14 protein-coding genes are annotated in these 13,138 nt (G+C 73.1%); 4 read left to right on the forward strand and 10 right to left on the reverse strand.

What is annotated here, in order from left to right; genetic code table 11:
• Positions 1 to 44: 44 nt before the first annotated feature.
• Positions 45 to 623: a TetR/AcrR family transcriptional regulator gene (locus tag ACFXOZ_RS02265; RefSeq protein WP_375887262.1), complete on the reverse strand. Its 579-nt coding sequence runs from the start codon at positions 621 to 623 to the stop codon at positions 45 to 47.
• Between the two features lie 88 nt (positions 624 to 711).
• Here ACFXOZ_RS02265 and ACFXOZ_RS02270 point away from each other — a divergent pair, with 88 nt between their 5' ends.
• Together ACFXOZ_RS02270 and ACFXOZ_RS02275 are read left to right on the forward strand one after the other, a co-directional pair.
• Positions 712 to 1,158 carry an anthrone oxygenase family protein gene (locus tag ACFXOZ_RS02270; RefSeq protein WP_380586694.1) on the forward strand — a complete coding sequence of 149 codons (447 nt, stop codon included), beginning with the start codon at positions 712 to 714 and terminating at the stop codon, positions 1,156 to 1,158.
• Positions 1,159 to 1,221: 63 nt separating this feature from the next.
• Positions 1,222 to 1,674: a DUF4267 domain-containing protein gene (locus ACFXOZ_RS02275; RefSeq protein ID WP_380586697.1), complete on the forward strand. Its 453-nt coding sequence runs from the start codon at positions 1,222 to 1,224 to the stop codon at positions 1,672 to 1,674.
• A 75-nt stretch (positions 1,675 to 1,749) separates the two neighbouring features.
• Here ACFXOZ_RS02275 and ACFXOZ_RS02280 read toward each other — a convergent pair whose 3' ends face one another.
• The 9 genes from ACFXOZ_RS02280 to ACFXOZ_RS02320 form a co-directional block, all read right to left on the reverse strand.
• Positions 1,750 to 2,289 carry a cysteine hydrolase family protein gene (locus ACFXOZ_RS02280; protein WP_380523185.1) on the reverse strand — a complete coding sequence of 180 codons (540 nt, stop codon included), beginning with the start codon at positions 2,287 to 2,289 and terminating at the stop codon, positions 1,750 to 1,752.
• A gap of 44 nt (positions 2,290 to 2,333) precedes the next feature.
• Positions 2,334 to 3,362, reverse strand: coding sequence for a 3-oxoacyl-[acyl-carrier-protein] synthase III C-terminal domain-containing protein (locus tag ACFXOZ_RS02285; RefSeq protein WP_380523184.1), 1,029 nt, complete (start codon positions 3,360 to 3,362; stop codon positions 2,334 to 2,336).
• A 50-nt stretch (positions 3,363 to 3,412) separates the two neighbouring features.
• Positions 3,413 to 5,041, reverse strand: a complete 1,629-nt coding sequence (locus ACFXOZ_RS02290; RefSeq protein WP_380586700.1) for an FAD-dependent monooxygenase — start codon at positions 5,039 to 5,041, stop codon at positions 3,413 to 3,415.
• A gap of 102 nt (positions 5,042 to 5,143) precedes the next feature.
• Positions 5,144 to 6,151: a 3-oxoacyl-ACP synthase III family protein gene (locus ACFXOZ_RS02295; RefSeq protein ID WP_380586702.1), complete on the reverse strand. Its 1,008-nt coding sequence runs from the start codon at positions 6,149 to 6,151 to the stop codon at positions 5,144 to 5,146.
• A 223-nt stretch (positions 6,152 to 6,374) separates the two neighbouring features.
• Entirely contained in the window at positions 6,375 to 6,842 is a 468-nt protein-coding gene (locus ACFXOZ_RS02300) for a MarR family winged helix-turn-helix transcriptional regulator (RefSeq protein ID WP_375887278.1), read from the reverse strand.
• Positions 6,843 to 6,909: 67 nt separating this feature from the next.
• A complete protein-coding gene (locus ACFXOZ_RS02305; protein WP_375887281.1) occupies positions 6,910 to 7,395 on the reverse strand; it encodes a MarR family winged helix-turn-helix transcriptional regulator in 486 nt (161 codons plus the stop codon).
• 102 nt (positions 7,396 to 7,497) lie between these two features.
• Positions 7,498 to 8,469, reverse strand: a complete 972-nt coding sequence (locus ACFXOZ_RS02310; RefSeq protein WP_375887284.1) for an aldo/keto reductase — start codon at positions 8,467 to 8,469, stop codon at positions 7,498 to 7,500.
• A gap of 95 nt (positions 8,470 to 8,564) precedes the next feature.
• A complete protein-coding gene (locus ACFXOZ_RS02315; protein WP_375887286.1) occupies positions 8,565 to 9,515 on the reverse strand; it encodes an aldo/keto reductase in 951 nt (316 codons plus the stop codon).
• A gap of 170 nt (positions 9,516 to 9,685) precedes the next feature.
• Positions 9,686 to 11,248, reverse strand: a complete 1,563-nt coding sequence (locus ACFXOZ_RS02320) for an MFS transporter (protein WP_375887288.1) — start codon at positions 11,246 to 11,248, stop codon at positions 9,686 to 9,688.
• A gap of 313 nt (positions 11,249 to 11,561) precedes the next feature.
• Here ACFXOZ_RS02320 and ACFXOZ_RS02325 point away from each other — a divergent pair, with 313 nt between their 5' ends.
• Both ACFXOZ_RS02325 and ACFXOZ_RS02330 read left to right on the forward strand, forming a co-directional pair.
• A complete protein-coding gene (locus ACFXOZ_RS02325; RefSeq protein WP_380586705.1) occupies positions 11,562 to 12,356 on the forward strand; it encodes an AfsA-related hotdog domain-containing protein in 795 nt (264 codons plus the stop codon).
• 79 nt (positions 12,357 to 12,435) lie between these two features.
• Positions 12,436 to 13,125 (forward strand): HAD family hydrolase, encoded by a 690-nt coding sequence (locus tag ACFXOZ_RS02330; RefSeq protein ID WP_375887293.1) that lies wholly within the window; start codon positions 12,436 to 12,438, stop codon positions 13,123 to 13,125.
• Positions 13,126 to 13,138 lie beyond the last annotated feature (13 nt).

Raw genomic sequence — 13,138 nt, forward strand, 5'->3', positions numbered from 1 at the left:
TCCTCGGGACGGCGCCCGGCGGTGGTTCGGAGCACGGCGGCGGTTCAGAGCACGGCGAGCCGGTCCACCAGGAGCTGCACCCGGCGCCCGGTGTCCTCCGGGGGCAGGCGCCGGGCCCTGGTCAGGGTGGCCTGTCCGTGCAGGGCGGCCCAGAACACCTCGGTGAACAGGCCCGGGTCCACGCCCTCCCCGGCGACGTCGGCGAGGGTCTCCAGCAGGGCGGCGAAGCCGTCCTTCAACGGTTCGGGAGTGTCCTCCTCGGCGAAGGCCAGGCCGCCGTCGAGCTGGAACAGGGCGTCGTAGACCGCCGGGTTGCGGGCGGCGAAGTCGAGGTAGGTGCGGGCCAGGGCGGTGACCCGGGCGCGCGGGCCGTCCGCGGCGCGGGTCGCGGCCCGCAGTGCCGCGGCCATCTCGGTGACGCCCTCCAGGGCGACGGCACCGATGATCTCCCGCTTGCCGCGGAAGTGGCTGTAGAGGACGGGCTGGCTGTACTCGATGCGCTCGGCGAGCCGGCGGGTGGTGACCGCCTCCCAGCCCTGCTGCTCGGCGAGTTCACGGGCCGTCGCCACGATGAGGCGCTCACGTTCCGCCCGCTCGCGCTGCTTTCGTTCCTGTACCGACATGACTCGATCCTAGCACCGCTAGACATTCAAGCGGCAGCAGGTCTAGCATCGACATGTCAGCTAGCAGTGCTAGATACCAGGGGGAATCATGCTCGCCGCACTCAAGGTCCTCACCACCGTGGAACTCGGCGTGATGGTGGGGGTGGAGTTCGCCGTCGCCGTCGTCCTCAACCGGATCCTCAAGGCGCTCCCCGAGGACGCCGGCCAGCTCGGCCGCGCCCACGGGGGGCGGATGCTCGGCGCCGTGATGCCGTTCTGGTACATCGGCTCGCTCGTCCTGGTCGCGGTCTGGGCCGTCGCCGACCGGCACCACCACGGCACCTGGCTCCTCGTCACCGCCGGCGCGCTGCTGATCGTCAGCGTGCTGATGTCGGTCCTGCTGCTCGTCCCGATCAACAACCGGAGCAAGACCTGGACCCCGGAGAACCGCCCCGCGGACTGGCAGGAGCAGTCGGACCGCTGGGACCGCTACCACTACGCCCGGGTCGCCGTGATCGTCGCCGCCTTCGCCCTGCTGGTCGCCGCCCTCGTCTGAGCCCGCAGGCCCGACTCCGGCACGCCCGACTCCGGCACGCCCGACTTCCGCAAGGAGACCCCGATGTCCCTCAAGACCGTGAACACCGCCCTGACCACCGCGGGCATCCTCTTCGTCCTCTGGTTCGGACTGACCTTCGTGCTGGCCCCCGGGACCATCGCGCCGACCTTCGGCCTGCCGAGCTGGCCCGCCGGCGACGGCGGCGGCTTCCTGGTCCTCAAGGGCGTCCGCGACGTCGCGAACGCCCTGATCCTGGGGGTGCTGCTGCTGACCGGTCAGCGCCGCGCCCTGGCCTGGGTCCTGCTGGCCGGGTCCGTCGTCCCGTTCGGCGACATGGCCACCGTGCTCGCCCACCACGGCTCCGCCGGGGCCGCGTTCGGCGTCCACGGCCCGACGGGGGTGGCGATGGTCGTCATCGGCCTGCTGACCCTGTGGGAGACGCGCCGGCTGTCCGGTGCCCCGACGTCCGCCCCGACGTCCGCCCCGGTTCCCGCCCCGGTCCGCGCCGCGGCCTGAGCGTGGGAGCGCGCGGAGCCCCCGCCCGGGGAAGGTCCCGGGCGGGGGCTCGATGGTGCCGGTGCGTGGGGGCGCTCAGGCCGCGGGGGTGAGCAGGGGGTCGGTGCGGGTGAGGGTGACGCCCATGCGGTGGAAGGCGTCGACGGCGGCGGTGTGGCCCTGGGGGGAGAGGGCGGCGACGGCGTCCTCGACGACGGTGGTGGGGTAGCCGAGGTTGACGGCGGTGCGGACGGTCTCGCCGACGCCGTACTCGGTGGCGATGCCCGCGATGACCAGGTCGGTGGCGCCGAGGCGGTTGAGCCGGTCGGCGAGGTCGGTGCCGGCGAAGGCGTCGATGCCGTACTTGGTGACCACCTCGTTGCCGGGGCGGGCGGCGACCTCGGGGGCGAAGCGGTTGAAGGCGGAGTCGGGGCCGCCGTCGCTGCCGTCCATCCGGGCGTAGCGGACCAGGACGACGGGCCGGCCGGCGGCCTCGAAGGCGGTCTTGAGCCGGGCGGCGGAGCGGACCACCTCGGGGCCGCTGAGCGGGGCGACCGGGCGGCTGACGATCCACTGCTGGAGGTCGACCAGCACCAGGACGGTGCCGGGGGTGAGGGCGGCGGGGGAGTTGGGCATCGGGGTTCCTCGGTGGTCGGTCGTGACGGGTGGCGGCCGGTCGCTCACTCGGCGGCGACGAGCAGGGCGGTCCAGGTGAAGCCGGCACCGGCGCTCAGCAGGATGGCGATCCGGCCGGGTTCGAGCAAGCCGCGGGTGTGCAGGTGGGCCAGGCCGGCGGCGGCGTCGCCCGCGCCCAGGTGGCCGGTGCGGGTGCCCAGGTCGAGCACCTCGACGCCGGTGAGCCCGAGGCGCTCGACGGCCGGGAGGTAGGCGGTCTCCAGGACGGTGCGGCCGAGCCGGGGGAGCAGCAGGTGGCCGAGCCGGGGGTCGTCCGGGGCGAGGCCGGCGTCGGCGAGGGCGCCGCGGACGGCCCGGGCCACGCCCTCGCCCGCGGTGGCGGCGAAGTGCGGGCCGAGGCCGTCGCCGAGGAAGGCCTTCTTGGTGCGCCGGATGTCGAGGGTCTCGCCGTTGGCGCGGGGCGCGGGGGAGAAGGCGTCGTGGCCGCGGTGCATGGACTCCAGGTCGGGGGCGGCGGCGGTGTGCGCGGCGAGCAGCCGGTACGGGCCGCGCTCGCGGTCCAGCACGAGCGCGGTCGCCCCGTCCCCGTAGGCGACCCCGTAGTCGCCCTGCCAGCGGTCGAAGCCGGGGGCGGCGAAGCGGTCGCCGGTGGTGACCAGGGCCCGTTCCAGGGCCGGGTCGGCGGCCAGCCGGACGGCCGCCAGCTCGACCGCGGTGGCCCCGCCGTTGCACATCTGCTGGACGCCGAGCGGCACCGCCCGTACGGCGCCCGCGTGTTGGGCGACGTAGTGGGCGGGGGACCAGAAGTCGTGCCCCTGGTGGTAGATCCAGGCGTGGACGACCAGGCCGATCGACTCGGGCGGGCAGCCGGCCTCGCCGATCGCCTTGGCGGCGGCGAGGACGGCCATCTCGGGGCCCGAGGGGCCGTCGCTGACGGGCAGTTCGAGGTAGCCGTCCTTGGCGGCGTTCTCGGCGGTGACCCGCCCCCCGGCGACCGCCGCTGCCGCGGTGTCCGTGGTCGGGGGGAGCCAGTCGACCACGGCGGCGATCCGGGGCGGTGGGTCGAAGCGCATCGGGGCGGTCCTCAGGGGTAGGGGTCGGCGGGCGGGGCCAACGGGCGGGATCAGCGGGCGGGGTGGTGCAGGGCCTCGTCCAGCAGGGCGGTGACCCGGTGCGCCTCGTGCAGCGGGAGCCGGGCGTGGACGTGCTGGTCGGGGCGGACCAGCACCACGGAGCCGCGGCCGGACCCGCGGCCGGACGACCCGCGGGCGGGGTCGGGCTCGGCCGGTGCGCCGTCGTGCAGGGTGCCGGTGGCGTCCAGCACCCGGACGTCCAGCAGCCCGGGGTGGCGCTTCTCGGCCTGCTCCAGGGCGCGGGCGACCCGCGGCGGCAGGGCGGTTCCGGGCAGTTCGACCAGCAGGGTGTGCTGGAGGTCGGAGACGGCCTCGCGCAGCGACAGCCGGCGGCCGAGCCGGCGGTCCCAGACCTGCCGGTCGGGGGTGAGCGCCCCGGGCACGAAGCGGTGGCCCCAGAGCTTCCAGCTGCGCAGCCTGGTCTCCCGGCCCTCGCCGTAGACGGTGCGCAGGCCGGCCAGCCAGGGGATGTAGTCGAGGTCGAACAGGCCGAACCGGGAGGCGGCCGCGGCGGCCCGGTCGCGGGCGGTGACCTGGGCGGGCTTGCGCAGCAGCCAGGCGCGGGTCTGCAGGTCGGCCTGGCGGACGACGGCGCGGGCGACCTGGGTGCGCTCGGTGTGGTAGCTGTCGAGCAGCGGTGCGCCGGCCTCGCCGCGCCAGACCAGGGCGAGCTTCCAGGCGAGGTTCTGGGCGTCGGTGACACCGGTGTTGAGGCCCTGGCCGCCGGCCGGGCTGTGGATGTGGGCGGCGTCGCCGACCAGGAACACCCGGCCCTCGCGGTAGCGCTCGGCGTGCCGGGCGTGCACCGCGAAGGTGCTGGTCCAGGCCGAGTCGCGGAGGGTGAGGCCGCCCGGGCCGCGCTCGTCCACGACCTGCTGCATCAGCTCCAGGGTGGCGTCCTCGGGGGCGAGGCCGGGCGGGAGCGAGGTGAAGACCCGGGAGCGGCCGCCGGGCAGTCCGATGATCACCAGCACGCCGCGCGAGGAGCAGAAGTAGTGGGCGGCGTCGTGCTTGAGCGGGCCGTCCACGTAGGCGTCGACCAGCATGAAGGTGTTGGGGTAGGTGAGGCCCTCGAAGCTGAGGCCGAGCAGCTCCCGGACGGTGCTGCCGGCCCCGTCGCAGCCGAGGACGTACGCGTACTCGGCGCGCCGCTCGGTGCCGTCGGCGCCGCGCAGCACGGCGACCACGTGGTCGGGGTGCTGCTCCAGCCCGGTGAGCGCGGTGCCGCGTTCGACCTCGCCGCCGAGCCGGGTGACGGCGGCGCCGAGCAGGTCCTCGATCTCGGGCTGGGGGAGGATCACCGGCTGGGCGCGACCGGTCAGGTCGAGCGTGGCGATCGGGCGGCCCTCGGAGTAGTAGTGGAAGGCGTCGACCGGCAGGCTGCGGTCGGCGGTGCCGGCCGGGTCGGCGAGCCGGCGCAGCACCTCCAGGGTGCGCGGCCAGACCAGCAGGGCCTTGGTGAGCGGGGAGGGGGCCGGGGCTCGGTCGACCAGGTGGATGTCGACGCCGCGGCGCAGCAGTTCGGCCGCGGAGGTGAGTCCGACCGGGCCGGCGCCGACGATCAGGACGGGCCGTCTGCCGGTGGGGCGGGGGGCGGTGGGGTCGGCGCTGCTGGTCACGTCTCTTCTCTCGTACGGGTGTCGGGCGGGTGCCGGGCCGGTTGCGGTGCGGGCCCCGTCGTCGTCAGGGGAGGTCGTTCGGGGGCGGGCGGTGCGGCTGGACTACGCGGCGGCGTGCCAGCGCAGCAGGTTGCTGCCGATCGACATGCCGCCGCCGAAGCCGGAGAGCAGCACCAGTTCGCCGTCGCGCAGGGCGCCGGCGCGGTTCGCGGCGTCGAGGGTGATCGGGACGGAGGCGGCGCCGGTGTTGCCGTACTCGGCGACGGTGAGGTGGGTGCGGGCGCGCTCCAGGCCGAGCGAGGGCAGGATCTCGGCCAGCATCTGGCCGTTGGCCTGGTGCGGCACGAAGTGGTCGACCTCGGTGCCGGTGCGGTCGGCCCGGCGGAGCAGCTCCTTGACCGTGAGCGGCAGCCGGTCGGTGACGAACTCGCGGACCTCGCGGCCGTTCATGGCGAACCAGTGGTCGCCCTCGGCCAGGCTCTCGGGCGAGGCCGGTCTACGGCTGCCGCCGGCCGGGACCCGGATGGTGCGGTGGTGCCGGCCGAAGGTCTCCAGCAGGGAGGTCTCGATGCCGTAGCCGGCCGGGACGGGGCCGAGCACGACGGCGCCGGCGCCGTCGCCGAACAGGATCGCGGTGCGGCGGTCGGTGGGGTCGATGATCCGGGAGTAGACGTCGGCGCCGATCACCAGCGCGTGGCCGCCGTCGGCGATCAGGCGGTGGGCGGTGTGCAGGGCGAAGGCGAAGCCGCTGCAGACCGAGTTCAGGTCGAAGGCGGCGGCCTGCTCGGCGCCGATCAGGTCCTGCACGATGGCGGCCGTGGCGGGCTGCGGGTGGTCGGGCGTGGAGGTGGCCACGACGATGTGGTCGAGCTGGCCGGGGCGGATCCCGGCGTCGGCGAGGGCGGCCCGGGCGGCGTGCGCGGCGAGGTCGGAGGTGGCCTCGCCCTCGGCGGCGTAGCGCCGCTCGCTGATGCCGGTCTTGCGGTGGATCCACTCGGCGGTCACGCCGGCCCGGGAGCCGACCAGGGTGTTGTCGACGGCGTTCGCGGGCAGGTGCGACCCGGTGCCGAGGATGCCGATGGACGACGCGTGCTGCTGCGCTGTCTGCATGATCGATACAGTATCAGAGGCCTGACTTAGGTCAATGCCTTGTCCAGTATCGCAATGTTAATGAATGGGTGGACCATAGGCTGTGTCCGAAGCATGAGGCCTCCGGAGCGTGGGGCGTCCGACCCCGGACATGGGAAAGGCCGCCCCCTCGACGCCCCGGGTGGTGATCGGGCGTCCAGGGGGCGGCCTTCCGCCCCGTACTGCGGTGCTGCCGCGGTGCGGCTCAGTCGGTCTTGCGCAGAGCCGCCGCCGAGCGCTCCAGCAGCTCGCGCAGCTGGGCCTGCTCGGTGTCGTCGAAGGCGTCGGTGAGCCGCTTCTCGACCCCGCGGGCCAAGGTGTCGGCCTTCTTCGCCAGTGTGCGGCCGGAGCGGGTGAGCTTGGCCACGAGCACCTTCTGGTGCACGCTCGACGTCTCACGGGTGATGAGGCCCTTGTTCTCCAGATTGGTCAGGATCGTGGTCATGGTCTGCGGCGTGACCATGCACTCCCGGGCCAGCTGCGCCCCGGACATTCCGGAGGACTGCTGGAGCACGAGCAGGGTCACGTACTGCGGAACCGTCAGGTCGACGGTGCGCAGCGCGCGGGTCTTCTCGCCGATCAGCGCCTGCTCGGCCCGCTTGATGGCATGGCCCAGGCGGTCGTGGAAATCGAGCGGAGCTGAGTTCGGCTGGTTGGAGCTGTTTTCGGTCACAGTGATCGCATCCCTGGCTGCCCCCCACGGCGGATTATTCGGACTTTAAGGTACATCAGTGGGCTGATCAGTCGCTACGTACGAACTGATTCGGGCCAACCGGGTCGGCTTCCGGTACGGACACCGCTGCCACGGCGCGCCGCAACAGTGAGCGGAAAACCACCACCTCCTCCGCCAGGAACGAGCTGACCAGCCGTTGTTCGGCCGTGTGCTCGGCCGCCTCGCCCCGGACCGTCAGGGCCCGGCCCTCCTCGGTCAGCCGCGCGGTGAAGACGTGCGAGTGGACCGAGGAGACCTGCCGGCGGACCAGCCCGCGCCCCTCCAGGGAGGCGAGCCGGGTGGCCATGGTCTGCGGCGTGACCAGGCAGTGCCGGGCCAGCTGGGCCCCGGACGCGTCCGGGTGCTCGGCCAGTACCCGGAGGGTCAGGTACTGCGGCACGGTCAGGCCGACCGTGCGCAGCGCCCGACCGCGCGCGGCCATCATGGTCTGCTCGCACTGCTTGAGGAGGTGTCCCAGCCTTCGGGAGGGGACGTCCTGGTCGGGGGGAGCCACGGGGCCTCCTCGGTGGTCGGAACCTGAACTGCTACTCAGAACCTTAATACTTCGTAGAGCCCTGATTGACAACTCGGAAAACGAACTCGTCTGCGGGGCAAGTCAGTAGCGGGTTCCGACCGGAGCCGGGAGGGAGTCCAACGCGGCCAGATCATCGGCGCTCAGCAGGACCTCGGCGGCCGCGGCGTTCTGCTCGATGTGGAGCCGGCGGGTGCTGCCGGGAATCGGCACGACGTGCTCGCCCTGGGCCAGCGTCCAGGCCAGGGCGACCTGGGCGGGGGTGGCGCCGTGGCGGGTGGCGACCTCCTGGATGCCGTCCGAGATCCGCTGGTTCTGCGCCCGCGCCTCCTCCTGGAAGCGCGGCAGCCGGGCCCGGAAGTCGTCCTGGTCCGGCGCGTTCTCGCCGTCGAAGCGGCCGGCCAGGAAGCCCCGGCCGAGCGGGGAGAACGGGACGAAGGCGGCGCCGTTGGCCTTGCACCAGGGCAGCACCTCGGCCAGCGGGTCCCGGCTCCACACCGACAGTTCGGACTGCACGGCGCCGACCGGGGCGATCGCGTGCGCCGCGTCCAGCTGGCCGGCGGAGACCTCGCACAGGCCCAACTGCACGATCTTGCCCGCCTGCTGGAGCTCGGCCAGGGCGCCCCAGCTCTCCACCAGCGGGACCCTCGGGTCGACCCGGTGCAGGTAGTAGACGTCGATCCGGTCGGTGCCCAGTCGGCGCAGCGAGCCCTCCACCGCGGCGCGCAGGTGCTCCGGCCGGCCGTCGGCGGACACCTGCACCGAGCCGAGGTGGGACTCCGGGCCGGCCTTGAGGCCGCCCTTGGTGGCGAGCACGACCTGCTCGCGCAGCCCGCCGCGGAGTGCCTCGCCGAGCAACTCCTCGTTGGTGAAGGGGCCGTAGAGGTCCGCGGTGTCGAGCAGGGTGATGCCGAGGTCGACGGCGTGCCGGATGGCGCCGATCGACTCCTCGGTGCTCTGCAGCTGGGAGGTGTACACCCAGTTCATCCCCATGCAGCCGAGGCCGATCGGGCCGACGGCGGGTCCCTCGGCGCCCAGGGTGCGCTGCTGTGCCATGGAAGGTCTCTCCTCGTGGTTGGTGCGGGTCGGGGGGTGGGGCGTGGGGGCGGGGGTGGTGGAGCGGGCTGGGGAGGAGCGCGGGTGACGGGGTGTCAGTAGCGCGAGCCGACCGGGGCCGGCGCGGAGTCCAGCTCGGTCAGGTCGGCGTCGGACAGTCGCAGGTCGGCCGCGCCGGCGTTCTCGGCGAGGTGGCCGATCCGCTTGGTGCCGGGGATCGGGACGACCTGCTCGCCCTGGGCGAGGGTCCAGGCCAGGGCGACCTGCCCCGGGGTGGCGCCGTGCCGTTCGGCGACCCGCCGCAGGGTCTCGACGATGGCGAGGTTGGCGGCGAAGGCCTCCCGGGCGAAGCGCGGGTTGGCGGTGCGGTAGTCGTCCGGCGCGAAGGCGTCCGGGCTGGTGTAGCCGCCGGTGAGGAAGCCGCGGCCGAGCGGGGAGTACGGGACGAAGGCGGCGCCGTGGGCCGAGCACCAGGGCAGCACGTCGGCGAGCACCTCCCGGCTCCACAGCGACAGTTCGGTCTGGACGGCGGCGACCGGGTGGACGGCCTGCGCGGCCGCCAGCTCCTCGACGCCGACCTCGGAGAGGCCGATGCCGCGGACCAGGCCGGCCTCCACCAGTTCGGCCATCGCGCCCCAGGACTCGGCCAGCGGGACGTCCGGGTCCACCCGGTGCAGGTAGTACAGGTCGACGTGGTCGGTGCCGAGGCGCTTGAGCGAGGCACGGATCGAGGCGTGGATGTGCTCGGGGCGGCCGTTGCGGTACATCGGCCGGTCCGGCTCCTGGACCAGCCCGACCTTGGTGGCCAGGACGGCCCGCTCCCGGCGGCCGGCCAGTGCCCGGCCGAGCAACTCCTCGTTGCTGTGCGGGCCGTAGACGTCCGCGGTGTCGATCAGGTTCATGCCCTGGTCGAGGGCGTGGTGGACGACCTCGACCGAGGCGGCCTCGTCGTAGCCGCCGGTGGTGTAGAAGTCGGTCATCCCCATGCAGCCGAGGCCGATGGCTCCGACGTCGAGGCCGGTGGGGCCGAGCTGGCGGCTGTGCATGTTCTCTTCCTTCGCGGTGGTTCGGGGGTGCGGCGGACGGCAGCGGGTGCAGCGGGTGGCGGAGGTGCGGGAGGTGCGGAGGCGGAGCGGTCCGGGCGGGGCGGCGGGTTCACCGCGCCCCTCCCGGACCGGTCGCTCGGGTCTGGCCGTCAGGCCGGTCGAGGCGGGCGTCAGCGCCCGGCGCCGACCGGCTCCGGGGCCTGCTCGGCCTCCGGGGCGGTCACCGCGGAGGCGGCGGCCTTGCGGTCACGGAGCATCACGGCGATCAGCGGGGCGCTGAGCGCGGCCACGCCGGCCAGGATCCACAGCACGGTGCGCAGCGCGTCGGTGTAGCCGTCGGCGAGGAAGGTGTGGAAGGCCTGGCGGCCGGCCTCGGCGACACCGGACTCCGGGTCGGCCAGGTTGCCCTGGGCGACCTTGGCGGCGAGGCCGTCCGGGTTGCCGGTGAAGCCGCTGCCGTAGGAGTCGAGGTTCTCGGAGACGTTGGAGCTGACCAGGCTGACCAGGACGGAGCCCATGCCGGCGATGGCGATCGCCTCGCTGGCCAGGCGCATGGTGTTGAACATGCCCGCGGCCATGCCGGCCCGCTCCGGCGGGACGGAGCCGATCGCGGCGCCGTCCAGCAGGCCGAAGGAGATGCCGACGCCGGTGCCGATGATCAGGAACGGACCGATCAGGCCGGCCACGCCGATGCCCGGGTGGATGGTGGTGAGCCAGGCGGCGCCGCCGGCGACCAGCAGCAGGCTGACGGCCAGCAGGGTGCGGACCGAGATCTTCTGGGCGAGGCGACCGGCGATGATCGGGAAGACCAGCACGGGGGCGGTGAGCAGCAGCATCACGGCGCCGGCCTCGGAGCTGCTGAACCGGTTGGCGCCCATGAAGTAGGAGGGCAGGAAGACCAGCAGGCAGACGAAGCCGAAGGCGAGCGCGACGGGGACGAAGCAGATCGCGACGAAGCGGCCCTGGGTGAACAGGGAGATGTCGAACATCGGGCGCTCCTGGCGCAGTTCGACGATCACGAAGAGCGCGAGCAGCAGCACGAAGCCGGCCAGCAGGCCGAGCACGACGGGGCTGGTCCAGCCCTGCTGGGGGCCCTCGACCATGGCGAGGGTGACCAGCGCGAGGCTGGTGGTGAAGGTGACGGTGCCGCCCCAGTCGACGCCGCGGGCGCCCGGGTCACGGGACTCGGTGATCCGCGGCAGGGCCAGCAGCAGGGCCAGGTCGATCGCCGCGTGCAGCAGGAAGACCGAGCGCCAGCCGAAGGAGGAGACCAGCAGGCCGGAGGTGGAGGGGCCGAGGGCGAGTCCGACGCCGAAGGAGGACCCGAGGACGCCGAAGGCCTTGGCCTGGGCGGGCCCGGAGAAGGTGGTGGCGAGCACCGCGCTGCCGGCGGTGAGCACCGCGGCGGCGGCCGCGCCGGCCAGCAGGCGGGCGCCGTCCAGCAGGTAGATGTTGCTGCTCAGGCCGCTGACCAGGGAGCAGAGGCCGAAGAGCGTGATGCCGATGCCCAGCATTCTGCGGCGGCCGACCAGGTCGGCGATGGCGCCGCAGGCGAGCATGAAGCTGGCGAAGGTCAGGTTGTAGCCGTTGACCACCCACTGGAGCGGTCCGAGGCCCGCGCCCAGGTCGGTGGCGATCTTCGGCAGGGCCACCGAGGCGCCGGTGAGCGAGGCGGGGAGCAGCCCGCCGGCGATGCACACCGCGGCGAGCGTGGTGCGTGGGTAGCTCTTCATGGGTCGAGGACTCCGATGTCGAAGGTGTCGATGAGTTCGATTAGCAGCAAGAACCCTGGTTGGTATCAGGGTTCTTACTCATGACAGAGGACGCTATAGGTTCGCCGTGGCGGCCGTCAAGGCGGTCGGTTGACCTTGCATCGGGATTCTTGAGGAAGTCTTGATATGAGACAGGGTCGTAAGCTGTCTACGAATGCTGATACTGTCCTGGGCAGCTGGCCTCCCGTCAGGAAGGCGGGAGAGGGCTGCAATTCAGCCTTTTGCCTGTTCAGAGACGCGCGCCACGCGCACTTCATGTGATGGGGGCATTGACATGACGCATCGGACCGAGGTTCTGTACCTGGTCGGCGACCGCTTCGGCGCTCTGGCCACGAACGACGGAGTGGCCACCGCGGGTGGGTTCGTCAAGGAGCTGCGGGCGGGGCGCTACAGTGACCCCGAGCTCCGCCTGACGCTGATCAACGGTCAGGGCATGAGCTCGTACGAGTGGGACTGGGTGGCCCGTGAGATCACCCGCTACGGTGCGGCCGACCGCATCTCGGTGCCCGGGCTGCAGCCGAGCCTGGCCTATCGGGACGAGGCGCACAAGCACCGCGAGCAGAACGTCCTGATCGCCGGCCTGCGCCAGATCGACGCGCTGCGCTACCAGGCGGACCTGAGACTGGACAACGACAACGAACTGCTCCTGGACCACACCACCGGCCAGCACATCCAGGGCATGATCATCATCGAGGCGGCGCGGCAGATGTTCCTGGCCGTCACCGAGCGGTTCTACGCCTCGGCCTGGCCGGAGCGGCAGTACTACTACGTGATCAAGAGCTTCGACACGGACTTCGAGAACTTCCTGTTCCCGCTGGACGCCACCGTCGACTACGAGATCCTCAGCGCGAGCATCGACAACCCCGAGCGGCTGTCCTTCGGCGTCGAGATCGCCGTCCACCAGGGCGGCGCCCGCGCCTCGCTGTCCCGGGTCGAGTTCACCGCCTTCGAGAGCGACGTCATCTCGCAGAAGGAGGGCAAGCGCGCGGCCCGCACCGTCGAGCAGGTCCGCCTCGCCCGCACCGAGCAGGAGCGGGAGGGCGAGCTGGTCGTCGTCGGCTCGCGCTGACCCACCCCACCCGGCCCGACCGGCCGCGGACTCATCCCGGACGGACCCCGGACGCCATGACGAACCCCAGGAGCACCCAGTGACCCGCCCGACCGGCCCCGCGGCCTTCTTCGACGTCGACGAGACCTTGATCAACGTCAAGAGCATGTTCGACTTCCTGGCCTTCCGGTACCGGGTCGAGGGCCGCCCGGAGTCCGACTACGCGCGGGACCACGGCGCCCTCCGCCGGCTGGCGGACGGCGGCGTGCCGCGCGAGGAGGTCAACCGGGCGTACTACCGGCTGTTCACCGGCGTGCGGGAGGCCGACCTCGCCGAGCAGGGCGAGCAGTGGTTCCGGCAGCGGACCGGGGAGGGGGAGCTCTTCCACGCCCCCGCCCTGGCCGCCTTCCGTCGGCACACCGAGCAGGGCCACCACACCGTCCTGGTCTCCGGGTCCTTCCCCGGCTGCCTGGACCCGATCGCCCGGTACGTCGACGCCGGCACCGTCCTGTGCAGCCGCCCGCTGGTGGCCGACGGGATCCTCACCGGTGAACTGGAGCGGCCGATGATCGGCGCGGCCAAGGCCGTCGCCGCCCGCGAGCTGCTCGACCGGGGCGGCTTCGACCCGCGGGAGTGCCACGCCTACGGCGACCACTCCTCCGACCTCGACCTGCTCCGACTCGTCGGCCACCCCACGGTGGTGGGCGACGACCCGGTGCTGACCGAGCACGCCGACCGCGGGGGCTGGAGCCGGCTGCCCGGCCTCGGCCACGGCGCGGCGCAGCACTGACCGACCGACCGTC

The organism is Kitasatospora sp. NPDC059160 (assembly GCF_042755465.1).
In the GTDB taxonomy this organism is placed as follows: domain Bacteria; phylum Actinomycetota; class Actinomycetes; order Streptomycetales; family Streptomycetaceae; genus Kitasatospora.